The 25,456-nt window shown below is 72.9% G+C and carries 24 protein-coding genes and 1 tRNA gene; 9 read left to right on the forward strand and 16 right to left on the reverse strand.

Translation table 11 applies throughout. The features are described 5' to 3' along the window. Window positions 1-18 precede the first annotated feature (18 nt). Together ACIBTV_RS12600 and ACIBTV_RS12605 are read left to right on the forward strand one after the other, a co-directional pair. Window positions 19-1,518: an MFS transporter gene (locus tag ACIBTV_RS12600; RefSeq protein WP_396704203.1), complete on the forward strand. Its 1,500-nt coding sequence runs from the start codon at window positions 19-21 to the stop codon at window positions 1,516-1,518. Between the two features lie 42 nt (window positions 1,519-1,560). Beyond that, window positions 1,561-2,076, forward strand: coding sequence for a pyridoxamine 5'-phosphate oxidase family protein (locus tag ACIBTV_RS12605; protein ID WP_396704205.1), 516 nt, complete (start codon window positions 1,561-1,563; stop codon window positions 2,074-2,076). Between the two features lie 264 nt (window positions 2,077-2,340). Here ACIBTV_RS12605 and ACIBTV_RS12610 read toward each other — a convergent pair whose 3' ends face one another. Continuing rightward, a complete protein-coding gene (locus ACIBTV_RS12610) occupies window positions 2,341-2,868 on the reverse strand; it encodes an SDR family oxidoreductase (RefSeq protein WP_396704207.1) in 528 nt (175 codons plus the stop codon). Here ACIBTV_RS12610 and ACIBTV_RS12615 point away from each other — a divergent pair. After that, complete coding sequence (locus ACIBTV_RS12615; protein WP_396704209.1) at window positions 2,807-3,076, forward strand: hypothetical protein; 270 nt, start codon at window positions 2,807-2,809, stop codon at window positions 3,074-3,076. The two genes, ACIBTV_RS12610 and ACIBTV_RS12615, sit on opposite strands and share 62 nt — an antisense overlap. Window positions 3,077-3,143: 67 nt before the next feature. Here the strand turns inward: ACIBTV_RS12615 and ACIBTV_RS12620 are convergent, their stop codons facing one another. Both ACIBTV_RS12620 and ACIBTV_RS12625 read right to left on the reverse strand, forming a co-directional pair. Continuing rightward, on the reverse strand, window positions 3,144-4,343 hold the full coding sequence (locus ACIBTV_RS12620) for an RtcB family protein (protein WP_396704211.1): 1,200 nt from the start codon (window positions 4,341-4,343) through the stop codon (window positions 3,144-3,146). A 34-nt stretch (window positions 4,344-4,377) separates the two neighbouring features. Beyond that, window positions 4,378-4,451 (reverse strand) — tRNA-Gly (locus tag ACIBTV_RS12625). Window positions 4,452-4,871: 420 nt separating this feature from the next. Here ACIBTV_RS12625 and ACIBTV_RS12630 point away from each other — a divergent pair. Further along, window positions 4,872-5,501 carry a helix-turn-helix transcriptional regulator gene (locus ACIBTV_RS12630; RefSeq protein ID WP_396704212.1) on the forward strand — a complete coding sequence of 210 codons (630 nt, stop codon included), beginning with the start codon at window positions 4,872-4,874 and terminating at the stop codon, window positions 5,499-5,501. A 67-nt stretch (window positions 5,502-5,568) separates the two neighbouring features. Here the strand turns inward: ACIBTV_RS12630 and ACIBTV_RS12635 are convergent, their stop codons facing one another. The 7 genes from ACIBTV_RS12635 to ACIBTV_RS12665 form a co-directional block, all read right to left on the reverse strand. Next, the gene (locus tag ACIBTV_RS12635) at window positions 5,569-6,075 is read right to left on the reverse strand and encodes a DinB family protein (protein ID WP_396704214.1); all 507 of its coding nucleotides are present in this window, start codon (window positions 6,073-6,075) and stop codon (window positions 5,569-5,571) included. A gap of 82 nt (window positions 6,076-6,157) precedes the next feature. Beyond that, window positions 6,158-7,078 carry a M15 family metallopeptidase gene (locus ACIBTV_RS12640; RefSeq protein WP_396704216.1) on the reverse strand — a complete coding sequence of 307 codons (921 nt, stop codon included), beginning with the start codon at window positions 7,076-7,078 and terminating at the stop codon, window positions 6,158-6,160. Between the two features lie 12 nt (window positions 7,079-7,090). After that, the gene (locus ACIBTV_RS12645; RefSeq protein WP_396704218.1) at window positions 7,091-8,083 is read right to left on the reverse strand and encodes an acetylxylan esterase; all 993 of its coding nucleotides are present in this window, start codon (window positions 8,081-8,083) and stop codon (window positions 7,091-7,093) included. A 6-nt stretch (window positions 8,084-8,089) separates the two neighbouring features. Continuing rightward, window positions 8,090-10,468: a glycoside hydrolase family 3 N-terminal domain-containing protein gene (locus ACIBTV_RS12650; protein WP_396704220.1), complete on the reverse strand. Its 2,379-nt coding sequence runs from the start codon at window positions 10,466-10,468 to the stop codon at window positions 8,090-8,092. 94 nt (window positions 10,469-10,562) lie between these two features. Continuing rightward, window positions 10,563-11,423, reverse strand: coding sequence for a carbohydrate ABC transporter permease (locus ACIBTV_RS12655; protein ID WP_396704222.1), 861 nt, complete (start codon window positions 11,421-11,423; stop codon window positions 10,563-10,565). 1 nt (window position 11,424) lies between these two features. Beyond that, window positions 11,425-12,423, reverse strand: a complete 999-nt coding sequence (locus tag ACIBTV_RS12660) for a carbohydrate ABC transporter permease (RefSeq protein WP_396704224.1) — start codon at window positions 12,421-12,423, stop codon at window positions 11,425-11,427. Beyond that, on the reverse strand, window positions 12,420-13,727 hold the full coding sequence (locus tag ACIBTV_RS12665; protein ID WP_396704226.1) for an ABC transporter substrate-binding protein: 1,308 nt from the start codon (window positions 13,725-13,727) through the stop codon (window positions 12,420-12,422). Before ACIBTV_RS12665 ends, ACIBTV_RS12660 begins: the two co-directional genes overlap by 4 nt. 137 nt (window positions 13,728-13,864) lie before the next feature. Here ACIBTV_RS12665 and ACIBTV_RS12670 point away from each other — a divergent pair, with 137 nt between their 5' ends. Further along, window positions 13,865-14,923 carry a LacI family DNA-binding transcriptional regulator gene (locus ACIBTV_RS12670; protein ID WP_396704228.1) on the forward strand — a complete coding sequence of 353 codons (1,059 nt, stop codon included), beginning with the start codon at window positions 13,865-13,867 and terminating at the stop codon, window positions 14,921-14,923. Window positions 14,924-15,146: 223 nt separating this feature from the next. Here ACIBTV_RS12670 and ACIBTV_RS12675 read toward each other — a convergent pair whose 3' ends face one another. After that, complete coding sequence (locus tag ACIBTV_RS12675) at window positions 15,147-15,557, reverse strand: hypothetical protein (RefSeq protein ID WP_396704230.1); 411 nt, start codon at window positions 15,555-15,557, stop codon at window positions 15,147-15,149. A gap of 396 nt (window positions 15,558-15,953) precedes the next feature. Between ACIBTV_RS12675 and ACIBTV_RS12680 the strand changes: the two genes are divergently transcribed. After that, on the forward strand, window positions 15,954-16,985 hold the full coding sequence (locus ACIBTV_RS12680) for a LacI family DNA-binding transcriptional regulator (protein WP_396704231.1): 1,032 nt from the start codon (window positions 15,954-15,956) through the stop codon (window positions 16,983-16,985). 62 nt (window positions 16,986-17,047) lie between these two features. On the opposite strand, the gene ACIBTV_RS12685 is transcribed toward ACIBTV_RS12680, so the two are convergent. Both ACIBTV_RS12685 and ACIBTV_RS12690 read right to left on the reverse strand, forming a co-directional pair. Then, entirely contained in the window at window positions 17,048-17,869 is an 822-nt protein-coding gene (locus ACIBTV_RS12685) for a peptidylprolyl isomerase (RefSeq protein WP_396704233.1), read from the reverse strand. 208 nt (window positions 17,870-18,077) lie between these two features. Then, window positions 18,078-19,340: a D-alanyl-D-alanine carboxypeptidase family protein gene (locus tag ACIBTV_RS12690; protein WP_396704437.1), complete on the reverse strand. Its 1,263-nt coding sequence runs from the start codon at window positions 19,338-19,340 to the stop codon at window positions 18,078-18,080. 206 nt (window positions 19,341-19,546) lie between these two features. Between ACIBTV_RS12690 and ACIBTV_RS12695 the strand changes: the two genes are divergently transcribed. Together ACIBTV_RS12695 and ACIBTV_RS12700 are read left to right on the forward strand one after the other, a co-directional pair. Then, complete coding sequence (locus ACIBTV_RS12695; RefSeq protein WP_396704235.1) at window positions 19,547-20,122, forward strand: SUKH-4 family immunity protein; 576 nt, start codon at window positions 19,547-19,549, stop codon at window positions 20,120-20,122. Between the two features lie 127 nt (window positions 20,123-20,249). Continuing rightward, window positions 20,250-20,975, forward strand: coding sequence for a class I SAM-dependent methyltransferase (locus ACIBTV_RS12700; RefSeq protein WP_396704439.1), 726 nt, complete (start codon window positions 20,250-20,252; stop codon window positions 20,973-20,975). 199 nt (window positions 20,976-21,174) lie between these two features. Here the strand turns inward: ACIBTV_RS12700 and ACIBTV_RS12705 are convergent, their stop codons facing one another. From ACIBTV_RS12705 to ACIBTV_RS12715, 3 genes are all read right to left on the reverse strand, one after another. Next, on the reverse strand, window positions 21,175-21,594 hold the full coding sequence (locus ACIBTV_RS12705; RefSeq protein ID WP_396704237.1) for a protein-tyrosine phosphatase family protein: 420 nt from the start codon (window positions 21,592-21,594) through the stop codon (window positions 21,175-21,177). 481 nt (window positions 21,595-22,075) lie between these two features. Continuing rightward, window positions 22,076-22,663, reverse strand: a complete 588-nt coding sequence (locus tag ACIBTV_RS12710; protein WP_396704239.1) for a hypothetical protein — start codon at window positions 22,661-22,663, stop codon at window positions 22,076-22,078. A 1,092-nt stretch (window positions 22,664-23,755) separates the two neighbouring features. Next, window positions 23,756-24,562: a DedA family protein gene (locus ACIBTV_RS12715; RefSeq protein ID WP_396704241.1), complete on the reverse strand. Its 807-nt coding sequence runs from the start codon at window positions 24,560-24,562 to the stop codon at window positions 23,756-23,758. A gap of 55 nt (window positions 24,563-24,617) precedes the next feature. Here ACIBTV_RS12715 and ACIBTV_RS12720 point away from each other — a divergent pair, with 55 nt between their 5' ends. Further along, complete coding sequence (locus ACIBTV_RS12720; protein ID WP_396704242.1) at window positions 24,618-25,343, forward strand: carbon-nitrogen hydrolase family protein; 726 nt, start codon at window positions 24,618-24,620, stop codon at window positions 25,341-25,343. Window positions 25,344-25,456: the final 113 nt, after the last annotated feature.

Consider the following 25,456-nt stretch of genomic DNA (forward strand, 5'->3'; position numbering starts at 1 on the left):
CGCACGGGAGGCCTCACCATGCCCGGAACAACCTCGGCCAGCCCCGGCGCGTCCGGCGCCCCCGGCGGCGAGGCGGTCGCCGCGGCACACCCGCGGCGCTGGGTGGCCCTCGCGGTCATCGCGATCGCCCAGCTGATGGTGGTGCTCGACGCCACGATCGTGAACATCGCCCTGCCGCACGCCCAGACCGACCTGGGGATCAGCGACGCCAACCGGCAGTGGGTGGTCACCGCGTACACGCTCACGTTCGGCGGGCTGCTGCTGCTCGGCGGGCGGATCGCCGACTACTGGGGGCGGAAGCGGGCGTTCCTGGTCGGCATGGTCGGGTTCGCGTTGGCCTCCGCCGTCGGCGGCCTCGCCAACGACGGCGCGATGCTCTTCGCCGCCCGCGCGTTGCAGGGCGCGTTCGGCGCGCTGCTCGCCCCGGCGGCACTGGCCCTGCTCACCGTGCTGTTCACCGAGACCCGGGAACGGGCCAAGGCGTTCGCCGTGTACGGCGCGATCGCCGGCGGCGGCTCGGCCGTCGGCCTGCTCCTCGGTGGCGTGCTCACCGAGTACGCCTCCTGGCGCTGGTGCCTGCTGGTGAACATCCTGATCGCCGCGGTGGCGGTCGCCGCCGCGCTCCCGCTGGTGCCGGAGAGCCGGGCGCACGGGAACACCCGGTACGACGTGCCCGGCGCGGTCGCCGTCACCGCTGGCCTGGTCCTGCTGGTGTACGGCTTCACCCGGGCGGCCGAGAACGGCTGGAGCGCCGGCAGCACGCTCGCCTTCATCGCGATCGGCCTGGTCCTGCTGGCCGTGTTCGTGGTGATCGAGCTGCGTTCCCGGCATCCGCTGCTGCCGATGCGGATCCTGCTGGACCGCAACCGGGGCGGGGCCTATCTCACCTCGACGCTGATCGGCGCCGGCCTCTTCGGCGCGTTCCTCTTCCTGACCATCTACTTCCAGGTGGTGCTGCGGTACACGCCGCTGGAGGCGGGGTTGGCTTCGCTGCCGGTGACCGCCGGCGTGCTGATCGCCGCGGGCGGCGCGAGCCAGCTGCTGCCCCGGATCGGGGCGAAGCCGCTGATGCTCTCCGGCGCGGTGCTGGCGGTCGCCGGCATGATCGCGCTCACCCGGGTGGGCGTGGACACCTCGTTCGTCGCCCTCCTGCTGCCCGCCCAGTTCATCCTCGGCCTGGGGCTCGGCTTCACCTTCGTGCCGCTGTCCAGCCTCGCCCTGTACGGGGTGCCCGAGCACGACGCGGGCGCGGCCAGCGCCACCCTCAACGCCACCCAGCAGGTCGGCGGCTCGCTGGGCACCGCACTGCTGAACACCATGTACACCAGCGCGGTGGCGGACTACCTGGTGTCCCGGGTGCCGTCGCCGCAGAACCAGGTCAACGCGTTGATCCACGGCTACTCCACGGCCTTCGTCTGGGGCGCCGGCCTGATCCTGCTGGCCGGCCTGGCCACCCTCGTGTTGATCCGGGTGCGCCGGGAGGACGTACCCACCGGCGGCGCGGTGCACATGGGCTGAGTGCCATCGCCGGGCTCCGACCCGCATGGCTTAAGGTTGATCATGCCCGTGACCAACCCCTGGCTGGCCGGCCCGGCGCCGACCACCCGGCTCGACCGGCACCGTCTGGAAGAGCGCATCCTCAACCTGCTGTCGTCGCAGAACATGTGCGTCCTGGCGACGTCCGGCCCGGACGGGCCGCTGGCCACGCCGGTGCGCTACTTCCACCTCGACTTCGCGCTGATGTTCACCGCGGCGGCGACGTCACCGAAGATGCGCAACATCGCCGTCGACCCCCGGGTGTCGCTCGGCGTCTTCGCGCCGCTGGTCGGCCAGGCGAGCAGCCGCGGCGCCCAGGTGTTCGGCCGGGCCCGGGTGCTGCTCCCCGGCGACCCCGAACGGGAGCACTACTGGCCCGCCGTCCGCTGGCAGTCCGACTACGTGGAGCGGTCCCGGTCGCTGGACGAGCCGCCGGCCGACCCGCTGGTGGTGGTGGAGGCGGACCGGATCGTCTACACCGAGCACTGGCTGCGCCGCGACGGGTACGCGCCCCGCCAGTTCTGGCGGCGCGCTGCCTGATCGCTTCTCCAGCTCCCGACGGTCACCGCGATCCCGGGGGCGGTGCCGGCCGTCGGCTGCGGATTCCCATGCCACGACGTCGATGATCGTGCCGTCGTCGTCCTGCGCGATGCGACGCCAGCGGAAACCGGGCTGGCGCCGGAGATAGTCGTCGATGTCCGTGTTGGCCGCGAGGAAGTCGGCCTAGCTGAGGCCGGCGACGAGCCGGAACGTGGTCACTTCGAGCGCTTCAACCATTGTCGTGCTTCCCTCTGATGGACGTCGTCAGCTCAGGGCGGTGGGGTGGACGACCAGCTCGTTGACGTCGACGTTGTCGGGCTGGGCGACCGCGTAGCCGATCGCGTCGACCACTGCGGCGGCCGGGATCGCCAGGCTGTCGGAGGCGGCCCGGACGGCGGCCCGCACCTCCGGGTCGCCGCCACGGTCGAGGAGTTCCGAGCGGGTGTAGCCGGGGCTGACGACGGTGACCCGGATGTCCGGATTCTCTTGCCGCAGACCTTCCGACAGCGCGCGGACGGCGAATTTCGTCGCGCAGTAGACCGCTGCGGTCGGGTCGACCCGGTAGGCGGCCGTCGAGCCGACGTTGACGATGTGGCCCGCGCCCCGGGCCCGCATCAGCGGGAGGGCGGCCGCGATGCCGTGCAGGGTGCCCCGCAGGTTCACGTCGATCATGTGGTCCCATTCGTCGACCCGCCCGGCGTCGAGCGTCGAGAGGGGCATCACGCCGGCGTTGTTGATCAGGACGTCGATTCGCCCGTGCCGCTCGTGCGCCCCGTCGACGAAGGCTCGCACGCCTCTGTGGGACGACCAGACCGTCAGCGGGCTGAACCGGCTGTTCAAGGTCTTCGTCCACCCCGAGGTCGGTCGGGTCGAGCTGACCTACCAGAGCTTCGACGTTCGCGACGCGCCCGGTCAGCACCTGCTCGTCGGCACGCCGGAGCCGGGCAGCCGCAGCGCCGAGGCTCTCGCCTATCTGGCCGCCATGCACGTGGCGGCCTGACCAGGCCGGTCCTCGACCGACCTGGTCCACCGCTGCCCCAACCCGGAAGGCCCCACGGCCACCGGCCTCACCCCTTCACGCAGACCACCTGCTTGAGGTGCGCGACCACCTCGACCAGGTCCTCCTGCTGCGCCATCACCTCGGTGATGTCCTTGTACGCGCCGGGGATCTCGTCGACCACCCCGGCGTCCTTGCGGCACTCCACCCCCGCCGTCTGCGCCGCCAGGTCCTCCGTGCTGTAGGTGCGCTTCGCCTGCGCCCGGGACATCCGCCGCCCCGCCCCGTGCGACGCCGAGCAGTAGGCGTCCGGGTTGCCCTTGCCGCGCACGATGTACGACCCGGTGCCCATCGACCCGGGGATGATGCCCAGGTCCCCCCGACCGGCCCGGATCGCGCCCTTGCGCGTCACCAGCACGTCCACCCCGCCGTAGCTCTCCTCGGCCACGTAGTTGTGGTGGCACGAGATCGGCTCGTCGTAGCCGACGTGCGGGAACCGTTCGCGGACCACGTCGCAGAGCACCGCGACCATCACCGCCCGGTTGCGCCGCGCGTACTCCTGCGCCCACCACAGGTCCCGGCGGTACGCGTCCATCTCCGGCGTGCCGGCGAGGAACACCGCGAGGTCCCGGTCGGGCAGGTCGGCGTTGTGCGGCAGCCGCCGGGCCACCGCCATGTGCCGCTCCGCCAACTCCTTGCCGATGTTGCGGGAACCGGAGTGCAGCATCAGCCACACCCGGCCCTCGTCGGCGCCGCCCTGCTCCAGGCAGACCTCGACGAAGTGGTTGCCGCCGCCGAGGGTGCCCAGCTGCCGCTGGGCCCGTACCTCCAGCTGCGCCACCCCCCGGTCGAGGTCGGCGAACCGACGCCAGAAGTCGTCCCAGCCGCGCTGCTCCAGGCCACGCACCCGACGCGGGTCGATGGCCCGCTCGCGCTGCGCGAAGCCGACCGGGATCGCCGCCTCGATCGCGGAACGCAGCCCGCCGAGGTCGTCGGGCAGGTCGGCGGCGGTGAGCGAGGTCCGGACCGCCGACATGCCGCAGCCGATGTCGACGCCGACCGCGGCCGGCGACACGGCCTGCCGCATCGCGATGACCGATCCGACGGTCGCGCCCTTGCCGAAGTGGACGTCCGGCATCACGGCGACGCCCTCCACCCAGGGCAGCGCCCCGATGTTGCGCAGCTGCCGGGCCGCCTGCTGCTCGATGGCGTACGGGTCGGTCCAGACCCGCACCGGCGCCCGGGTGCCGGCCAGTTCGGTGAAGCCCATGCTGGTCTCCTCGTGTCGTACCTGAACGTGTCGGAGCGGCTGGCCGGATTCGAACCGGCGACCTTCACCGTGGCGGGGTGACGCGCTGCCAGGCTGCGCTACAACCGCGATGCGTCGACGACGCCGCAGACGCCGTCGGGTGGACCGGACCGTGCCGCCCGGTGCCGGGGCCCGGGGACGAAAAAGCCGCCCGGACCCCGGCGGGGTGGGCGGCCGCGCGTACGCGCTGGCGCGTCAGTCGCGCCGCCGCCTCCCCCGATACCGGTCCTCAGTAGACCGGCGCTGGCCCGGGGCTGGTTGACCGCCGAGCAACAGGGCACCCCCACACGGCATGGGCCGCGTGGTTCGGGTGATGGTGCGCTGCGACACGGTGTGCTCCCTGGATCCGGTCCGTTGACCTTGCGCGGAGAACGGTATGCGGCCCGGTCGACGGCCGCAATGGATATTCACCGCCGCCTCGGTGCGGTGGGCCGACGGCGTGCGCCGGCCCACCGCCGGTCAGCCGCGGGCGTCGAGCACCTCCAGGTAGTGCGGGTTGCCCGGCTGCGGCACCGGGTGGACGCGTTGCGGGCCGCCACCGTCTCCGCCGCCACCGGAGGGCCGACCGTGGACGCGGCCATCCTGACCACGGTCGCGTCCGCCATCCACCGCCGCGAGCGGCTGCGCTTCGACCACGTAGGGCACGACGGCGCGGACAGCGTCCGCACCGTGGAGCCGAACCGGCTGGTCTACACCGGACGCCGCTGGTACCTGCTCGGCTGGGACACCGAGCGGGCGGACTGGCGCACGTTCCGGGCCGATCGGATCCGGCCCCGCGTGCCGACCGGCCCGCGCTTCCCGCCCCGGGAGCCGCCCGGCGGCGACGCCGTCACGCACGTGCTGCGCAATGTCGGCTCGGCGGCCTGGCCACGCCCCGCACGCGTACGCGTGCACGCCCCGGCGACCACCGTGGCGCGGCGCCTGCCGGCGACGGCCGGGCTGGTGGAGGCGGTCGACGAGCAGACCTGCCTGCTGCACACCGGCGGCGAGTCCCTGACCAACCTGGCCGCCTTCCTCGGCACCCTCGACGTGCCCTTCGAGGTGCTCGACCCGCCGGAGCTGCGTGACCTGCTGGGCCGGCTGGCGCAGCGGTACGCCGCCGCCGATCCGACGACGTGACGGTCGGCGTGGCGGGCGCACCCGCCCCGTCGGCGCTGCGGGCAGGTCGCGGCGGACGAACCCCGGCTCAGGCGCCGACGGTGCCGTCGATCGCCTCGCGGAGGAAGTCGGCGTGCCCGTTGTGGCGGGCGTACTCGTGGATGAGGTGCAGCATCACCAGCCGCAGCGACACGTCCGTGCCCCACCGGGCGTTGTGCGCGACGACGTCCAGCGACTCGGCTTCCCGCTCGATCCGGCGGGAGTGCTCGACCTCCCGCCGCCACGCCGCGAACGCCTCCGCGCGGGTCGACGCGCTCGCGTCGTACGCCTCCTGGAAGTCACCCTCGGCCGACCACACCAGCGGGAGGTCCTGCCCGTCGATGACCCGCCGGAACCACTGCCGCTCCACCTCCGCCATGTGGCGTACGAGGCCGAGCAGCGACAGCGTCGACGGCGGCGAGGACTGCTGGCGCAGCTCGTCGTCGGAGAGCCCGTCGCACTTCAGCGCGAGCGTCGACCGGTGGTAGTCCAGGAAGGCCCGCAGCATCTCCCGCTCGCCGCCGATCAGCGGCGGATCGATCCGTTCGGTGGTCACTGTCGTCCCTCCCCGTGGGCGTACGTCAAGGCTCCCGCACCCGACCGCACGCCTGATCATGCCGTACCGGTCGGTGGGCCTCTCACCCCACCGACGACCGCGCGACCGGGGCGTCGAAGAAGGTGTCCGGGTAGGGCTCGTTCCGGTAGGAGTAGTGCCACCACTCCCGGTCGTAGTTGACGAACCCGGCGTCGGTCATCAACCGTTTCAGCAGCTGCCGGTTGTCCCGGGCGGTTCCGGTCACCCGGGGGTCGGCGGTGTGCGCGAGGCTGTCGAAGCAGTCGAAGCCGGTGCCCATGTCGACGCTGTTGTCCGGGAACCGGTCGGCGCGCGGCGCCGTGCACGCCACCAACGGCTGGCCGGGCACGTACGGCGGCTGCGTCGCGGCGGGCACCGCCACCAAGGTCAGGTCCAGGGTGCTGCCGCGGCTGTGCGCGGTGGGCGCGCCGATGTAGCCGTCCGCGAAGAGCCGCGACTTGGCCAGGTGGGGGTAGAACTCGGCCTTCGTCTGCTGCTCGCCGGGGCGCTTGGCCCAGTCGACGAAGTCGTTCACCGCCGGCACCGGCCGGTAGCAGTCGTACACCTTCAGGGTGTGCCCACCGGCGAGCGCGGCGTCCTCGACGCGGCGCAGCGCCTCGGCGGCGCGCCGGGTGAGCAGACAGAGCGGCTCGCGGTATCCGGTGATCGGCCGGCCGACGAAGTTGTGCGGGGTGGCGTACCGGATGTCGGTGAGGATGCGGGGGTCCACGTCGCCGAGCACCACGAAGCCGGGCAGCGCCGGCCGCGCCGGGGCGGAGGTCGACGGGGCGGCGGTCGACGGAGCCGGGCCGGACGAGGTCGGGCCGGCGGGGGTCGGCGCCGGGCGGGGCTCCGGCCGGGAGCAGGCGGCGAGCACCGTGGCCAGCGCGAGCAGCGCGACCACGGCCCGGACCGGCGACGGGCCCCGGCGGGCCGGCGCCACGCCCGGCCGCCGTGGCTCGCCCGACCGGCCTGACCTGCGCACCCGTCCTGTCTATCAGGCCGGACGGGCCCCCGGGTCCGAGTCGAGCGCCAGGTGTTCCCGGAGGAACCGCAGCGCCGCCGCGTCGTCGTCGATGCCGCCCGCCTCGTGGCCGTTGTAGCGCCACACCGACAGCTCGGTCGGCCCCGCGTGCGCGTTGACGGCGGCGTAGACGGTCGACGGCGGCACGATCTCGTCCATCAACGCCACCGAGTAGCGCGCCGGCAGGTGGCAGCGGCGGGCGAAGTTCACCCCGTCGACGTACGCCAGGGTGGCCAGGACCCGCTCCTCGGCGTCCCGGTGGACCGCCAGGTAGTCGCGGACCTCCCGGTAGGGGCGGGCGTCGGTGACCACCACGCCCCGCGGGATGTCGCAGAGGAAGGGCACGTGGGCGACGACGGCCCGTACGCCGGTGGCGAGCGCCCCGGCGGCGAGCGCCAGTCCGCCGCCCTGGCTCTGCCCGAGCACCGCCACCCGGTCGGGGTCGACCATCGGCAGGGTCCGGACGGCGTCCACCGCCCGGACCGCGTCGGTGATCAGCCGCCGGTAGTAGTAGGTGCGCGGGTCGGCGATACCCCGGGTCATCACCCCGGGCGCCTCCGGGCCGGCGGTGGCCGGGTCCGGGGTGTCGCCACGACTCCAGCCGGCACCCTGACCGCGGGTGTCCATCTGCAGGTGCGCGAACCCGGCCGCCGCCCAGAGCAGGTTCTCCAACGGGTGCCCGCGCCCACCGCCGTAGCCGGCGTACTGCACGACGGTGGGCAGCGGCGTCGACGCGTCGCGGGGCTGGCGCAGCCACCCCCGGACGGGCTGGCCGTCGAAGCCGGAGAACGTCACGTCCAGGACGTCGACGGCGGCCAGCCCGGCCGCCACCGGCTCGGCGCGCACGGCCGAGCCGGCCGCGCGCGCCTGCGCCAGCGTGTCCCGCCAGAAGCCGTCGAAGTCGTCGGGCTCGCGCACCGCGCTGCGGTGGGCGCGCAGCTGCTCCTCCGGCAGGTCCGTGAACACGGGCGGTCAGCCCTGCGACGGGGTGACGGTGAACCGCGGGTGCAGCCGCCGGGTGTGGTCGACGTGCCGCGCCGGCCCCTGCAGCGTCGCCGTCGCGGCGAGGCGGACCTCGGCGCTGGACGCGGAGAGCCGCAGCTCCACCTCGCCCGGCTCGACCACACGCCGCCCGTCCCGTCCGGTGAACGAGAACAGGTCGGCGGGCACGTCCACGTCGATCCGGCAGGCCGCGCCGGCGTCCAACGGCACCCGCAGGTAGCCGATGAGCCGCTGGACCGGCTGCACCACCGAGGCCACCGGGTCGTGCGCGTAGAGCTGCACCACCTCGCAGCCCCACCGGTCGCCGGTGTTGCGCAGGGTGAAGCCGAGGCGCAGCTCGCCGTCGGTTTCCGCCACCGCCCGTTCGGCCGTCAGCTCCGACCAGTCGAACCGGGTGTAGCTCAACCCGTGCCCGAAGCCGTACGCCGGGGTCGGGTCGAGGTTGGACACGTCGTTGACGTGCCCGAGCCGCGCGGCGAGGTAGGTCGTCGGCTGGCCGCCCGGGGTGCGCGGGACGCTGACCGGCAGCCGCCCCTGCGGCTCCAGCCGACCGCTGAGCACCCCGGCGATCGCCGGCGTGCCCTCCTCCCCGGGGAAGAAGGACTGCACGATGGCGGCGGCCTCGTCGACCGCGCGGCCCAGCGCGTACGGGCGACCGGCGACGAGCGTCACCACGACCGGCGTGCCCGTGTCGAGCAGCGCGTCGAGCAGCTGCTGCTGCACCCCGGGCAGGACGAGCGACTCGACGTCGCAGCCCTCGCCGCTGGTGCCACGGCCGAACAGCCCGGCCCGGTCGCCGAGGGCGACGACCACGACGTCCGCGCCCCGGGCCGCCTCGACGGCCGCCGTGAACCCGGTGGTCTCCGTGCCGTCGACGGTGGCGCCCAGCTCGACGACGATCTCGCTGTCCGGGAACTCGGCGCGCAGCGCCTGCGCCAGGGTGGGCAGCTCGATCCCGAGCGGCACCTCGGGGTGGCGGGGGCCGACGTGCAGCGGGAAGGAGTAGCAGCCCAGCGTGGCGGTGCCGTTCTCGGCCTGCGGCCCGACCAGTGCGATGCGGGCGGGCCGGGCGAGCGGCAGGGTGCCGTCGTTGCGCAGCAGGACGACCGCCTGCTCGGCGACCTGGCGGGCCAGCGCCCGGTTGCCGGGGGTGTCCAGGTCGATGGTGCCGCGCAGGGCCTCCGGGTCGGTGAGGTCCACCCCGCGCAGGGCCGGCGGCACCGGGTCCCAGTCGACGTCGAGGAGCCCGAGCTCCGCCTTCTGCAGCAGCACCCGGCGCACCGCCCGGTCGACCAGCGCCTCGGGCACCTGACCGGCGGCGATCGCCGCGCGCAGCGGCTCCCCGAAGGTCTTCACCGTGGGCAGCTCGACGTCCACCCCGGCGGCGAGGGCGGTGGCGGCCGCCTCGGCCCAGTCGCCGGCCACGCCGTGCAGCGCGTGCAGGAAGGCGATGCCGAAGTAGTCGGCGACCACCGTGCCGGTGAATCCCCAGGTCTCCCGGAGCAGACCGGTGAGCAGCTCCCCGTCGGCCGCCGAGGGGATCCCGTCGGTGTCGGTGTAGGCGTGCATCACCGACCGGACGCCGCTCTCCATCACCGCCATCTCGAACGGCGGCAGGATCACGTCCGCCCGCTCCCGGGGGCCCATGCTCACCGGCGCGTGGTTGCGGCCGGACCGGGAGGCGGAGTAGCCGGCGAAGTGCTTGAGGGTGGCGACCACCCCGGCGTTCTCCAGCCCCTGGATGTAGGCGGTGGTGATCGTGCCGACCAGGTAGGGGTCCTCGCCGACGGTCTCCTCGACGCGCCCCCAGCGGGCGTCGCGGACCACGTCGAGCACCGGCGCGAGCCCCTGGTGCACACCGAGGCGGCGCAGGTCCTCCCCGATCGCGTCGGCCATCCGCCGGACCAGCTCCGGGTCGAAGGTCGCCCCCCAGGACAGCGGCACCGGGTACGCGGTGGCGCCCCAGGTGGCGAAGCCCGCCAGGCACTCCTCGTGGGCCAGGGCCGGAATGCCGAAGCGGTTGGCGGCGACGATCCGCTGCTGGCTGCGCAGCAGCGAGAGCGCGCCGAGCGCCGGATCCACCGGCGCGGTGCCGAACGGCCGGGTCAGCTGGCCGAGGCCGATGCCGAGGAGGGCCTCCAGGTCGACCGGGTCCTCCATCTCGTGCTGGTACGGCGCGACCTCGCCGCCGTCGGCGGAGGCGCCCACCCAGACCCCGTAGAGCTGGGCGATCTTCTCCGAGAGGGTCATCGCGGCGACCAGGGCGTCGACGCGGGTCGGCAGGTCGTAGGAGGGGTCGTTCCAGATGGCGGTGCTCGGTTCGGTGTCCACGGTCACGGTGTCGGTCACTTTCCTCCGCCCGTCGGCCCCCACAGGGGGGCCGACCGGGCGAACAGGTAGACGGTCATGCGGTGTTTCGCCTCTCTGCGCGTGCCGGTGCTGCTCAGCCCTTCACCGCACCCTGCAGGCCACCGACGATCTGCTTCTCGGCGAAGGTGAAGAAGAGCAACGCCGGCAACATCGCCAACGACGTGAACGCGAGGATCCCGGCGGTGTCGGAGGTGTACTGGCTGGAGAAGTTCTGCACGCCCAGCGGCAGGGTGTGCAGGTCGGCGTCGCCGAGCACGAGCAGCGGCAGGAGGAACGCGTTCCAGCTCGCCACGAACGCGAGCACCCCGACGGTGACCAGCGCGGGCCGGGACAGCGGCAGCATGATGCGCCAGAGGAAGCCGAGCCGGCCGGCGCCGTCGATCGCCGCGGCGTCCTCCAACTCTCGGGGGACGGCGGCCAGGAACGGCCGCAGGATCACGATCGTGAGCGGTAGCGAGAAGGCGACCTGCGGGAGGATCACCGCGTAGTAGGAGTTGATCAGGTCGAGGTCGCGCAGCATGAGGTAGAGCGGCAGGATCGCCGCCCCGGAGGGGAAGAGCAGGCCGAGCGTGAAGAAGGTGTAGAGCGCCTCGCGGCCGCGGAAGGCGTACCGGGCGAGCACGAACGCGGCGCAGACGCCGAGCACCACGACCGCGACCGTCGTACCGATGGCGATGACCGCGCTGTTGAACGCCTGGTGCCAGAAGTCGCTCTGGGTCAGCACGCGGGCGTAGTTGTCCCAGACCCACGGGTCGGGCAGCCCGGCCGGGTCCGCGATGATCTCCGGGGTGGTGCGGAAGCCGCCGACGATCACGTAGACCACCGGCGCGATCGAGATGGCGGCGACGGCGAGCGCCAGCGCGTAGGTCAGCGGACTGCTCCACGCGAACGGTTTACGCGAGGGGGATGAAGCGGGGACGGCGTTGGCGGTCACGTCAGTTCCTCCTTCCGGTGACGGCGCCCTCGATGTCGCGACGCAGGAGGAACCGCTGGAACAGCAGCGCCGCGATGAACGAGATGACGAAGAGGATCACGGCGACGGCGTTGCCGTAGCCCCACAGCCGGGCGAAGAAGCCGTTGTCCACCATGTAGGTGGCCATGGTGGCCGAGGCGCCGAGCGAGCGGACCGCGGGCACCGAGGTCACCCAGATCACCTCGAAGGCCTGCAACGAACCGATCATCGACAGGAACATCCAGATCCGGAACGTGGGTCCCAGCAGCGGGAGCATGACGTGGCGCTGGGTCTGCCACCAGCTCGCGCCGTCGATCGCGGCGGCCTCGGTCAGCTCGGGCGGCACGTTCGACAGGCCGGCGAGCAGGAGGATGATCGCGAAGCCGACGTACTTCCAGGTGAGGACGAACAGCATCGTCCAGATCACGACGTCGAGGTCGGCGAGCCACGCCTGCACGAAGCTGCCCAGACCGAGCTGCCGGAGCAGCGCGTCGACGGTGCCGTCGCCGGTGAGGAGCAGCTTCCACATGATGCCGACGGTGACCTCGGCGAGGACGTACGGCACGAACACCAGCAGCCGGAAGGCGGCGCGTCCGCGGAAGCGTCGATTGAGCAGCAGTGCCACGGCCACGGCGATGGGCCCCTGGATCACCAGCGACCCGACCACGATGATGGCGTTGTTGCGCAGCGCGTCGAGGAAGATCGGGTCCTGGAAGGCCAGGACGTAGTTGTCGTAGCCGACGAAGTCGGTGGGCGGCCCGATGCCACGCCAGCGGAAGAGGCTGTAGTAGACCGCGAAGCCCATCGGCACCAGCACGAACATCACATAGACGGCGATCGCCGGCGTGGTGAGCCCGATGATCTCGTACCACTTGCGTCTGGTCTCGGCCGCCCGGGCGGACGAGCGCCGGGCCGGCCGGGCGCCCGCCGGCGGCGCGTCCGCGCCGCCGACGGGGATCCGGGTCGGGTTGGTGGAGGTCACTTCTTCGCGGCCGCCTTCATCGCCTCGACGACCTTCTCCGGCGTGCCGTTGCCGGCGAAGATGGCGACGACGCCGTCGTTCATCGCGGTGCCGACCGTGCTGCCGAAGGCCGTGTCCAGCCAGAGCTGCGTGTAGGTCGCACTGGAGGTGGCCTCCAGAACCGACTTCAGGGAGGGGTCGACGACGCCGGACTCCGCCCCCTTGGCGACCGGCAGACCGGTGCCGGTTTCGGCGTAGCCCTTCTGCACCTCGGGGCTCACGATGTACTTGAGGAACTCGACGCACTCGGCCGGAGCGTTCTTGGCGCAGGCGAACCCGTCGCCGCCACCGAGAGCCGCCTTCGGGTCACCGGCGGAGCCGCTGATGGCCGGCACCGGGAACCAGCCGAGGAACTTCGTGAGCGCCTCCGGGTTCGCGGAGACGGTCTCCAGGGTGCCCCGGTTCCAGTCGCCCATCAGCTCCATCGCCGCCTTGCCATTGGCGAGCAGGCCGTTGGCGCTGGTCGGGTCGTTCTGGCCCGGCGTGGCGATGAAGTTGGGCTGGAACGGCTTGGTGTCGATGAAGGCCTTCAGGTCCTGGCCGGCCTTCACGAAGCACTGGTCGTCGAAGACCAGGTCGACGGAGGCCTTCTTCAGCGTGTCGACGGAGCAGGCGCGCAGCGCGAAGTTGTACCACCAGTGCGCGGCGGGCCACTTGTCACCGGCGCCGAGGGCGATCGGGATGACGTTGATGGCCTTGAGCTTCGTGACCGCCTGGTTCAGCTCCTCGAACGTCGTCGGCGGAGCGGTGATGCCCGCTTGCGCGAACATGTCCTTGTTGTACCAGATGCCCTCGATGCCCATCCGGTACGGCAGGCCGTACTGCTTGCCGTTCACCTGCCAGATCTCGGTCGCGCTGCCGATGTTGGCGACCTCGGTCTTGACCTGGTCGGTGATGTCCTTGAGGTAGTCGGCCTCCACCTGCTCGCGCATCTCGCCGCCGCCCCACGCCTGGAAGATGTCCGGCGGGTCGCTGCTCAGCAGCGCGGCGGGGAGCCGGGTGCGCTGGAGTTGGTTGGTCTCGATCGCCTCGATCTGGATCGTGACGGTCGGGTGCAGTGCGGAGAAGTCCTTGGCGACCTTCTCCCAGTACGTCTTGCCAGGCCCGTCCTGGGAGGCGTTGTGCCACCAGGTCAGGGTCACCGGGTTCTTGTAGAGCTCGTTCTCGGCGGATTCCTCGCTGTCGCCGCCGTTACACCCGGCGACGAGCAGTGCGGTGGTCGCGAACAGCGCCAGGGCGCCCTTCGCACGGTGCTTCATCGCCATCGACACGTCTCCTCGACTAGCAGTGGCGGAATTAGGTGCGGCGAGTTTTACAGTCCTGTAACGGGGTGTCAACCGTTGTCGATAACGTTTTCGACTCCCTCGCGAACGGGCCCCTCTGGCCCTCTATCATCGTCGGCGTGACCTTCCCCGAGCGTGTCAAGATGTCGGACGTGGCCCGTACGGCCGGCGTCTCGGTGGCCACCGTGTCGAAGGTCGTCAACGGTCGTTACGGCGTCGCCCGGGCGACCGTGGAGCGTGTCCGGGAGGTGATCCACCAGCTCGGCTACGAGGCCAGCCTGGGCGCGCAGAGTCTGCGCAGTCACCGCACGAACGTCCTGGGCATCCTGGTCGCCGAGTTCGAGCCGTTCTCGACCGAGCTGCTCAAGGGCGCGTCGAAGGAGGTCGCCGGCACCGGCTACCAACTGCTGGCCTACTCCGGCGGTGACGGCGACGGCACCGCCGTCGGCTGGGAGCGGCGCTCGCTGGCTCGCCTGTCCGGGACGCTCATCGACGGGGCCGTGATCGTCACCCCGACCGTGGTCGAGACCAAGCAGGGCTTCCACGTCGTGGCCGTCGACCCGCACACCGGCCCGTCCGGGCTGCCCACCGTCGACTCCGACAACTTCGCCGGGGCGGTGCTCGCGACCAACTACCTGCTGTCGCTGGGGCACCGCCGCATCGGCCACATCAGCGGTCGCGCGGACCTCGAGTCGGCGCGCCTGCGCGAGGCCGGCTTCCGGCGCGCCATGGCCGACGCGGGCGTCGCGGTCGACGAACGGCTCGTCCGGGTCGGCGGCTTCCGCGTCGAGAGCGCCGCCGCCACGGCCGCGGACCTGCTGGGACTGCCCGACCGGCCGACCGCCGTGTTCGCCGGCAACGACCTCTCCGCGATCTCCACGATGGACGTCGCGCGGGCCATGGGACTCACCGTGCCCGACGACCTGTCCGTGATCGGATTCGACAACATCCCCGAGTCGGCGCTGGTCACCCCGCAGCTCACCACGATCGCGCAACCGCTGCAGCGGATGGGCGCGGAGGCGATGCGAATGCTCATCGACCTCGTCGGCGGCATCGAACGTGACCCGCACGTCCGGCTGCCGACCGAACTGGTCGTCCGAGCGTCCTGCGCCCCCTACCCGCCGACCCGGCCCGCACCGCGTCGGCCCCCGACGGGGCGAGCGGCTAGCAGTGCGTGAGGGTCGGGTCAGTCGGATCAGGCCGTCGAGTGGCAGCTGGGCGTCGAGCAGGAGGTCGACATGCTGACGAAACGGCTCAATCCTCACCCTTGAGGCCGTCCGGGCCGGGCTGGACATCGGCCTTCAGGCGGGTGCGGCCGAGGGTGTCGAGGTGGGCCGTTGAAGACGGATCCTCGACACCCTTCGGCCATGCCCACTCCTCAGGGCGTTGGCCTCTCGTCGTCTAGACGTTCGGAAGCCTTACCACGCGTCCACCGTCTGCCGTCGTTCCCCGTGCGGCCAACTTGTACCCGTACAAGTCGGGCTTCGTGTCCAGCCCGTAGATCCAGAAGCTGCCGCTCTTGGTGTTGTACTTACCGAACACGTTGATCACCGTGTACCGGCTGTCGCGCACGATGTTCCAGGTCGCGCAGCTGCCGGGTGCCACGTCGGGGCTCTGTACCGACTCCCAGGCGCCAGTGGGCGACGACATCGTCAGATACGCGGCGTAGTTTCCTTGCGCACAGAGTTGGATCCGCCCGGTTCCGATGGATGCCTGGGCCGCGGACGTAGGGCCGGCAACGAGAGCACCTGCGGCAACCCCGAGGGCGATCACAGTCGATGCCACCCGTCGAGCCGCACCGGCAATTCGCATCTTGAGTCCTTTCGGCGCCCGCACCAGGGACGCCACGGAGAAGGGAGGAGGAAGTGCCGACGGGCGCGGGCAGTGCCGTCGACAGCTAGCGATGCACCGCGAGCTACCGTAATAACGTTGGCTACGGCCCGGAGTTCAGCTGTCATCGAAAGTTCCTAACCTGCGGAGGGGCCGCCGCACCGATGGATGCCATCGGAGATGGCTTGCCCTGTGGGTGGGCTGGACGGATGCCGCTGTGCCCCAGCCTTACGTCCGGAACCACACCGGAGCTCGAGCGCGCTTCGCCATGTCGCCAGCTGCCCGACCGGTGCGGCAAGATGACCGGGACGGGCAGTGGCGGCGGGGCTTCCGGCAACGGCGCCGCCGGTCCGGCCCCGAGCGGGGAGGGAGACGCCGGTGGACGCCGACGAGGGACGCAGGGTGACCATCACCGCCATCGCGCGGGAGGCCGGGGTCTCGGTGCCGACGGTGTCGAGGGTGCTCAACGGACGGTCGGACGTCGCACCCGGCACCCGGGAGCGGGTCGAGGAGCTGTTGCGCCACCACGGCTACCGACGCCGGGTCACCCGCGCGGTGCGCAGCCCCGGCCTGCTCGACCTGGTCTTCAACGACCTCGACAGCCCGTGGGCCGTGGAGATCATCCGCGGGGTGGAGGACGTCGGCCACGGTGCGGGGCTCGGCACCGTCGTCTCGGCGATCCACCGCCAGAGCACCGCGGCCCGGCAGTGGTTGCAGAACCTGCGGGCCCGGGCGACCGACGGGGTCATCTTCGTGACCTCCCACGTCGACGCCCCGCTCTACGCGCAGCTGCGCCGGCTCAACGTGCCGGTGGTGGTGGTCGACCCGGCCGGCGTGCCGTCCATCGACGTGCCGACGATCGGCGCCACCAACTGGGCCGGCGGGCTCGCCGCGACGGAGCACCTGCTGTCGCTGGGCCACCGACGCGTCGGTTTCGTCGCCGGTCCCACCCACCTGCTGTGCAGCCGGGCCCGCCTCGACGGTTACCGGGCCGGGCTGGAGGCGGCCGGCGTGCCGCTGGACGACCGGCTGATCCGCCCCGGCGACTTCTACCACGCCTCCGGCTTCGCCGCCGGCACCGCGCTGCTGGACCTGGACGCGCCGCCGACGGCGATCTTCGCCGCCAGCGACCAGATGGCCTTCGGCGTCTACGAGGCCATCCGGCAGCGGGGCCTGCGCGTCCCGGACGACGTGAGCGTGGTGGGCTTCGACGACCTGCCCGAGGCGCGCTGGGCGTCGCCGCCGCTGACCACCGTGCGGCAGCCGCTGGTCGAGATGGGCCGCCTGGCCGCCCGCACCGTCCTGCGGCTGGCCCAGGGCGAGGGCATCGACTCGCCCCGCGTGGAGCTGGCGACCGAGCTCGTCGTCCGGGACAGCACCGCGACACCCCCGGGCGGGGCGCACACCTGACCGAGGCGGCGCCGGGCCGTCGCCACGCCGGGCACGCCGGCCGGCGCGGCGACGGCAACCGGTCAGTGGTGGTGGCGTACGGCCGTGCGGATGTCCACCGGCAGCGCGGGCGCGCCGTCGACCGGGGCGGGGTCCTCCTCGGTCGGCGCGATCCCGCCGGCCGCGATGCGATCGAGGGTGGCCAGCCCGGAGGCGTCCACCGAGCCGAAGACGGTGTAGTTCGGTCGCAGCGCCGAGTCGGCGTAGACGAGGAAGAACTGGCTGCCATTGGTGTCCGGGCCGGCGTTGGCCATGGCGAGGGTGCCGCGGGCGTACAGGCGGCGGACGCCGGTCGGGTCGGTGGGCGCCGGGGGCAGGTCGGTCGGCAGTTCGTCGCGGTAGCGGTAGCCGGGCCCGCCGGAGCCGGTGCCCGACGGGTCACCGCACTGCAACACGCTCAGCGTCGGATACGCGGTCAGCCGGTGGCATGACGTCCGGTCGTAGAAGTGGTGCCGGGTCAGGTGCAGGAAGCTCTGCACGGTGCAGGGGGCGGCCGCCCGGTCCAGCGTCAACCCGATCGGGCCGTGGTTGGTGCGCAGCGTGACCCGCACGGTGCCCCGGTCCGGCGTACGCCGAGGGTCGGGCGGCAGCGGGACCGGCCGCGCCGCCGGTTCCTCGGGCGTCGCGATGTAGCCGCAGGGGCCCTTGGTGGTACGCGGCCCGTCCGCACCGCCGACGGCGGCCGGCGCGACGGTCGGGGCGGCGGCACCCGGGGCGGCGACGGCGGCGGTACCGCCGGCGGTGACCAGCACCCCGGCGATCAGCGCGGCGCCCGCGAGGCGGGTCAGCGTACGGGCCGGGCTCGGCGGGGCGGGCACGGACAGCGGTCGGGGTTCACGCGACACGGTCATCCTCCTGGACTCGTGGTACCAGAGCGACCGGAGTCTATGGATGTCGTCGACCGTTGTCGATCCGCACGACCGCGACGGCGACGGCGACGGTCGAAGCCGATGCGACCCGCACCAGCTACCCGCAGCGGGTGACCCGGCGACGAGGATCCCGGCGGATGGCCCGGCGGTGGACGTCGCGGCGCGTGGCCCGGCGGGTGGTCCGTCAGCGGGTGCTGCGGCGGGTGGCTCGGCGGCGCCAGAGCAACCCGGCCAGCAGCAGGACGACGCCAGCAGCGGCTCCCGCCACCGTCCACCACGTGCCGGCCACGTCGACGCGGGCCGGCCGGGTGGCCGCGGCCGGTCGGGGCGCGGCGGTCACCACGGGCGCGGACGGCTCGGCCGAGGCAGCGGCCAGCAGCTCGCCCGGCTGGACCAGCCGCCCGACCTCGGCCGATCGGGGCAGCGCGAAGCCCCAGTCGAGCAGCGCCGCACCCTGCTCCCAGCCCCGCTTCGGCTGCGGTTCGGCGCCCAGCAGGGTGACCACCAAGCGTCGGCCGTCGCGTTCCGCCGCGCCCACGTAGGTGTGCCGGGCCAGGTCGGTGAAGCCGGTCTTGCCGCCCAACGCGCCCGGGTAGCGGTAGATGAGCTGGTTCTCGTTCTGGATCTGGAAGCCCTTGGTCCGCTTCGCCGGCTGGGCCGGGATCTGGGTGCGCTCGGTCAGCGCGTACCGCCGGAACGTGGGATCGGCGAAGCAGACGCGGGCGATCAGCGCGAGGTCGTACGCGCTGGTGAACTGACCGGGCCCGTCGAGCCCGGAGGGGGTGACGGCGTGCGTCTGGAGCGCGCCCAACTGCTGCGCGTACTCGTTCATGGCCCGCACCCCGCCGGCCACGCCGTCGACTCCCCCACCGAGTCGGGCGAGCACGTTGGCCGCCTCGTTGCCGGAGTTGAGCAGCAGGCCGAGCCAGACCGTCTCGACCGTGTACCGTCCCCCCTCGACCAGGCCCACCGCCGACGACCCGGGCTCGATGTCCATGTCCTCGTCGGTGACCGTGACGACCTGCTTCGGGTCGAGTCGGGGCATCATGGTGGCCGCCAGGAGCAGCTTCTGCACGCTGGCCGGGGTGCCGTACTCGTGTGGGCCGCAGCCGCCGAGCACCTGGCCGGTGTCGAGGTCGGCGACGAGCCACGAGACCGCGGTGGTCGCCGGTGGGGCCGGCGCACCGGCGGGCGCGACCAGCCCGGCCGTGGCCAGCGCCGGGCCGCCCACGAGCCGGTCCTCGGGCATCCCGGGCGGCGGGACCGGACGCGGCGGTCGGGAGACCTTCGGCGCCGGCATCCGGGGGCAGGCGACGGCGGTGCTGGTGGCGGGAGCGGCGCCAGCGGGTGTCGTCCCCGGCGCGGGTGCCGCCTCCGTCGCGGGTGCCGTCCCCGTCGCGGCTGCCGGCGTGACCGCGAGGGCCGCGGCGACCGTGCGGGCCGGTATGACCGTGCGGGCCGGCGTGGCCGATGCCGGGACGGCCGGCCCGGTGGTGAGGAGGACCGCGGTCGCCACGCTCGCCAGCAGCCGGACTCTCATGCCCGCCACCCTAATCGGCGGGCGCGGACCGCTCTGGGCGGACCAGGGAGGAGCACGCGCGCGGTCGCGGGGTGGGCGCGCCGCCGGGTGACCCGGGTGGCAGAGTTGCGGCGATGAGCGCTCTGGTCGACCGAGCCGCGCTGGAGTCGGTGTTCCACCCGGACGAGCTGGTGACGCTGACCGAGGCGACGCTCGTCGTCGTCGCCCACGAGCCGACCCGGGTCTTCCTGCGGGACGTGGGTCTGCCGGATCAGGTGGGCTGGTTCGAGGTGGCCCAGGACCTCCTCGACGGCGACATCCGGATCGGTGGCCCGGCGTGGCAGGCCGTCGCGGCGCGCCACCCGCGCTGCCCGTACGACATGTCGACCTGGCTGACCCTGGGCGGGATCGGCATGGACGACGTCGTCGTCGACGTGGCCACCGGCATCGTCTACTGCGTCCCGGAGGACGGCGGGCCGCACCTCCTCAACAGCAGCGTCGACGCGCTGGCGTTCTTCCTGCGCGAGTTGGAGAAGGAACGGCCCGAGTACGACCCCGAGGCCGCCACGGACGAGGGAGTCGACCCGGACGGGGCCGCGGATCGGCTGCTCCGCCGGATGCGTTCGGCCGATCCGTCCGCCGTGGCCGACCCGGAATCGTCCTGGTACGCGGTGCTGCGGCTCGTCCGGCGTCTCCTGCAGAGCTACTGAATCGTTGCGCGGCCCGGCCCGTCCCGCAGATCGTCCGGGTCACAACCCGTTGCCAGCGAGTCACCGTACGACTAGAACGAGGGGACGATCGCGCGGGTGTCCCGACGACGGTGGCGAGGTGATGAGCGTGGCCCTGATCTCCTACGACGACACCGACGCGGCGGCTTTCGCCGCGACCCGGGAACTGCCCCACAGCGGGCTGCACCGCTGGCGGCACGCCGTGCAGCAGCACCTGCGGCCGCGTACCGGCACAGTGCTCGACCTCGGGGCCGGCACGGGCGCCTGGGCGGCGGCCTTCACCGACTGGTACGGCGTACGGGTGGTGGGCGTGGAGCCGTCGGCCGCGATGCGGTCCCGCGCGTCGCACCGGCCGCTGCTCGCCGGGGACGCCCTCCGTCTTCCGCTCCGCGACTCCACCATGGACGCCGCCTGGCTCTCCACGATGATCCATCACATTCCCGACCTCGACGCGGCCGCCCACGAGCTGCGGCGGGTGCTGCGGCCGGGCGCCCCGGTGCTCGTCCGCTCGCCGTTCCCCGGCCGGCACCGGCGGATCAGCCTGTTCCGGTGGTTCCCCGAGGCCGTACGCGTCCTGGACCGCTATCCCGACGTGGCGCGGGTCCGGTCGGCGTTCGCGGCGGCCGGGTTCCCGGTGAGCACGATCGAAGCCGTGGCCCAGACCAGCGCGCGCTCCCTGGCGGAGGCCGCCGCGCACCTCGACCGACGGGCGCACACGCTGCTCCAGCTGATCACCGACGACGAGTACGAGACGGGCCTGGCGCGGCTACGCGCGGCGGCCCGGGACGACTCCGGCCCCGTCGTCGACCACCTCGACCTACTCGTGCTGCGCTGACTGTGAGGGGCACGGACACGGACGCGAGGCGCAGGCCGGAGGCACGAGCGCGGAGCGCGTGCGCGAGCGCGGGGCGCGAGCGCGGGGCGTAGGGCGCGAGCGGCCGGGGAGCGTCGGCGGGTGCGGCGGCCCGTCCGCGGCTGCCGGTCGGTGATGACTGCTCGATCCCCTGGCTGCCGGCCGGTCGCCGTCAACGCTGTCAGGTGAGGCGCCGCAGCCAGCGCCGCTGCCAGGGCGTCTCCACCGCTCGCGGGCGGTAGTTCGCGCGTACCCAGTCGACGGCCTGCGCGGCCGGCAGCCCGTCCAGCACGGCGAGCGCGGCCAGTGCCGTCCCCGTACGACCTTGCCCGCCGCGGCACGCCACCTCCACCCGCTCACCGGCGCGCGCCCTGCGCAGCGCCTCCCGTAGGGCGTCCAGCGCGTCCTCACGGTCCACCGGCACCCAGAAGTCCGGCCACCGGATCCGCCGGTGCGGCCACTCCGGGGTCGGGCCCGACGCCAGCAGCAGAGCGAAGTCCGCCGCCGAGACCGAATCGGCGATCCGCCGGCCCCGCACCGCCGCTCCACTCGGCAGTACGACCACACCCGGCTGCCCACTCCACGATGCCTCGACGCTCATCCCGGCATTCTCCCCGCTCGGCATCCGCCCAAGGCCCCGCCCACCCTGATCCGCCGTCAGATCTTGTGACCCTCCGGGGGGGGTCCCGGTCTTTCGGGGGTCTGGGCTGGAGGGGTGGGGTGCCGGGTAGACAGCGCCGCCCCCGACCGGGTGGTCGGGGGCGGCGCTGGGGTGTCGGTGTGCAGGTCGCCTCGCGGCGAGTGGCACGAACGCGGCTCCAGCCGAACGGTAGTCCGCGACGGCATTTATTAGGTGAGGCCCGGGGACACTGGGCACACCGACACTGCACACAACCTACCCGCGCCCGCCCTTGTTCCCACCCGCCGATCCTCGGCTTTCCTCCGGCCGCACCGCCCCGGATCGCCGGTGCAGGCACCTGCCACCGGCCGGGCCGCAGGAGCAACGATGCGGGGTGCGGATAGGCCGCTGGCCGGCACCCCTGTGGTGGGGTGCCGGCCAGCGGCTGTGGTTCTTGCTGTGGTCAGCTGTTCCAGTAGTGGGCGACCAGGTCGGCGGCCTGCTGCTCCCACTGGGCGTAGGCGTCCGGGTAGGCCGACACCTGCACCGTCTGCGCGGCCTCGGTCAGCGGCATGTCCTTCCAACCGTCGACCTGCTTCAGACCCTTCAGGAACGCCTGGGTCGAGTAGATCGGGTCAGTGATCTGCTCCGGCGTGCCCCAACCCGAGGAGGGGCGCTGCTGGAACAGACCCAGCGAGTCATGGTCGTTACGGTCGCCGAGGTGGCCCAGGTTCTCCAGCTTCGACTCCTGCAGGCTCGTCGCGACCGAGATGACCGCGGCCCGCTCGTCCATGCCCGACTTCTTCGTGGCGGCGATGATCGCCTTCACGTTGCCGACCTGCTCATCGTTGAGGTCGATGTGCGACTGCGCGCCCTGCACACCATGCGGGATCAACTTCGCCGCATCAACCTTGTCGGTCTGCACCACCGCGACGGGCTTCGCGTCCACCGCCGGGGTGGCGGCGTGCGCGGCGATCGGACCACCGGCGATCCCACCGGCGAAAGCCAGACCAGCGATACCAAGAACGCTCTTACGCATGATCGTGTTCATGACAGAAGCTCCAATGCTCGGGGGAGCCCACACCGACCAGGGGGAAAGGATCGGCACAGGGACGGCACCGGGGAACCGGCGCCCTGAAAAGCAAGGGGGAAAGTCTTGGGTGGTCGAAGGGGGCTCGTCCGGGCGACGATCCGCACCTGACCGGGTTGGCCGGGAGCCAGCGCTCACCGTGACCAGAATTCTCCGGCGGTTGGCCGAGCCGGGGGGCTCACCGCGCCGGGTCCCTATCCAACGACCGCCAGCCCACCATCATTCCCGGGGCCCCGCCGATCGCCGGGTCCATGTCCAACGACCCGCAGCCCACCGTCATTCCCGGGGGCCCGCCGATCGCGTGGTCCATGTCCAACGACCGAGGCGGGGGGCCATCATTCCGGGCCGCTCACCCGCACCCACCAACCCAGCGGGCCAGCGGAACCAGGGCTGCTACCTCGGCCGTCAGAGACTGTTCAACGCCCCCGACCCAGCCACCATTCCGACCCCACCGTGGCCCCGACCACAGGACCCCACGCCACAAACCCCGACACCCCACCCACCCGAAACCAGACAAACACCCAACCAGCCACCACCACCGGCCAGGCACCAAGTGCAGATCTTGGACGATTGAGGCCCCCAGAGGGGCCACAACTCACCAAGATCTACAGCCAACTCCTCCCGATCCACCGTCCGGATCACAACGCGACCCGTTGATCCGCAGCAGGGGCGGCCGGGCCCTGTACGCCCCGACCCGATCCGACCCGAAGCCGGACAAATCCGGCTCAACGTCACGGCCGGCACCAAGCGTCCCCGCCGCCAGGGCCAACGGGGCCGACGCGATCCAACCCAGGCCCCTATCCTCCGATTCGGCCCCCGAGCCCTCCGGCCGGCCTGCGGCTGGCCACCCGGCCCGACCCATCCCGCCCAAACGCCCCCAACGCCCACCGCCCGCCGCCCGCCCGCCCACCGTCCGACGCGCTGATCATGAACTTATTGCCCTCGGCGCCGACGTGTCGGCGCAATAGCTTCATGACCGCCGGGCGGAGCGCCCGAACGCGCCGGCGCCGAACGGGCCCACCGCCCGAACGCCCGCCCGCCAGGTGGGATGTGTCAGTGCGTTCCGCCGCGGGTCCGCTCCTCGTCGGCCCACCCGCCGCTGCGGTAGATGGTGCCGCGACCGCTCGGGTCGGGGACGCCGTACGCCGGCCCGGTCGGCGTCGCAGTGGCGTCCTCCCCCGGTGCCCGGGCGGCACGTCGGGCACGGCGCACGCGAGTCACCACGAACCAGCCGGCGGCCGCCACGCAGACCACGATGACGACGTTCTGCAGGGCGCCGACGTACCCCTCGACGAGGTGCCAGTTGTCGCCCAGTAGGTAGCCGGCGAGCACGAACGTCGTGTTCCAGATCAGGCTGCCCAGCGTGGTGTAGAGCGCGAACGTGGCCACCGGCATCCGTTCGACCCCCGCGGGGATGGAGATGAGGCTCCGGAAGATCGGGATCATCCGCCCGAAGAAGACGGCCTTGATGCCGTGCTTCACGAACCACGCCTCGGTCTTGTCGACGTCGCTGAGCTTCACCAGCGGCAGCCGCGCCGCGACCGCACGGATCCGGTCCCGACCGAGCCACGCCCCGACCCAGTAGAGGGCCAGGGCACCCACCAGCGACCCCAGCGTGGTCCAGAAGATCGCCCCGACCACGCTCATCCGCCCCTGCCCGGCGACGAAACCGGCGAGCGGCAGGATCACCTCGCTCGGGATCGGCGGGAAGAGGTTCTCCAGCGCCACCGCCAGGCCCGCGCCCGGCCCGCCCAGCCGTTCCACCAGGTCGCTCACATAACCGACGATCCCGTCCTGGGGCGGCTCGGCGTCCGCCGCGAGGCTTCCGGTGGCGAGCAGGACGTGCGACGTTCGAATCATGCCCCCACGCTACGAACCCATCCTGAGAGTCGACCATGGGGCGAGCCCCACGACCGTGACGCGGAGCCGCACAAGCCCAGGTACGCGAAATCGCACCCCGCTGCGGCTCGCGGTCGCGCAGCCGCCGTGCGTACCGCGCGACGTCGCGGCCAACGCCCGGGCGCACGCCGCCGCGGTCCGGGCGGTGGCGGCGCGGGTGGTGGTCTTCCCGGAACTGTCCCTGACCGGGTACGAGTTGGCGGCGCCCGTCGTGGCGGAGGACGATCCCCGGCTGGCGCCACTGGTCGAGGCGTGCGCCGAGACCGGGACGCTCGCGCTCGCCGGCGCGCCCGTCCGGGGCGAGCACATCGGCGTGCTCGCGGTGGACGCGGGCGGCGCGGCCGTGGCGTACCGGAAGATGTGGCTCGGTGAGGCGGAGCAGCGCCGGTTCGTGCCGGGTGACCGGCCCGTGGTCCTCGCGGTGGACGGCTGGCGGCTGGGCCTGGCGGTCTGCAAGGACACCGGGGTGTCGGAGCACGCCGAGCGGACGGCGGCCCTCGGCATGGACGCCTACCTGGCGGGGGTGGTCGAGGCCGCACGGGACACGGCGGTGCCGGAGCAGCGGGCGCGGCGGGTCGCCGCCTCGCACCGGGTCTGGGTGGCGGTGGCGAGCTTCGCCGGAGCGACCGGCGGAGGGTACGCCGAGACCGCCGGACGGTCGGCGATCTGGACGCCGGACGGGGTGCTCGTCGAGCGGGCCGGCACCGAGGTCGGCGGGATCGCGCGCGCCGTTCTGCACTGAGGGCCGGACGTAAGAACGCCCGCGGCAACCGGGGGGATGTGCCGCGGGCGTCGACAGATGCAACGCCCCTCACCACCCCCCGATTCCCCCGCCCGCCCCGCCCCGCACCGCAC

It is taken from the genome of Micromonospora sp. NPDC049366, assembly GCF_044466625.1.
Classification (GTDB): domain Bacteria; phylum Actinomycetota; class Actinomycetes; order Mycobacteriales; family Micromonosporaceae; genus Micromonospora.

What these genes read in the sequence shown, in the direction of transcription:
- ACIBTV_RS12600 (WP_396704203.1), top strand. Translation starts at nt 19, where the DNA reads ATGCCCGGAACAACCTCGGCCAGCCCCGGCGCGTCCGGCGCCCCCGGC.
- ACIBTV_RS12605 (WP_396704205.1), top strand. Translation starts at nt 1,561, where the DNA reads ATGCCCGTGACCAACCCCTGGCTGGCCGGCCCGGCGCCGACCACCCGG.
- ACIBTV_RS12620 (WP_396704211.1), bottom strand. Translation starts at nt 4,343, where the DNA reads ATGGGCTTCACCGAACTGGCCGGCACCCGGGCGCCGGTGCGGGTCTGG.
- ACIBTV_RS12665 (WP_396704226.1), bottom strand. Translation starts at nt 13,727, where the DNA reads ATGGCGATGAAGCACCGTGCGAAGGGCGCCCTGGCGCTGTTCGCGACC.
- ACIBTV_RS12675 (WP_396704230.1), bottom strand. Translation starts at nt 15,557, where the DNA reads ATGCGAATTGCCGGTGCGGCTCGACGGGTGGCATCGACTGTGATCGCC.
- ACIBTV_RS12695 (WP_396704235.1), top strand. Translation starts at nt 19,547, where the DNA reads ATGAGCGCTCTGGTCGACCGAGCCGCGCTGGAGTCGGTGTTCCACCCG.
- ACIBTV_RS12705 (WP_396704237.1), bottom strand. Translation starts at nt 21,594, where the DNA reads ATGAGCGTCGAGGCATCGTGGAGTGGGCAGCCGGGTGTGGTCGTACTG.
- ACIBTV_RS12710 (WP_396704239.1), bottom strand. Translation starts at nt 22,663, where the DNA reads ATGAACACGATCATGCGTAAGAGCGTTCTTGGTATCGCTGGTCTGGCT.
- ACIBTV_RS12715 (WP_396704241.1), bottom strand. Translation starts at nt 24,562, where the DNA reads ATGATTCGAACGTCGCACGTCCTGCTCGCCACCGGAAGCCTCGCGGCG.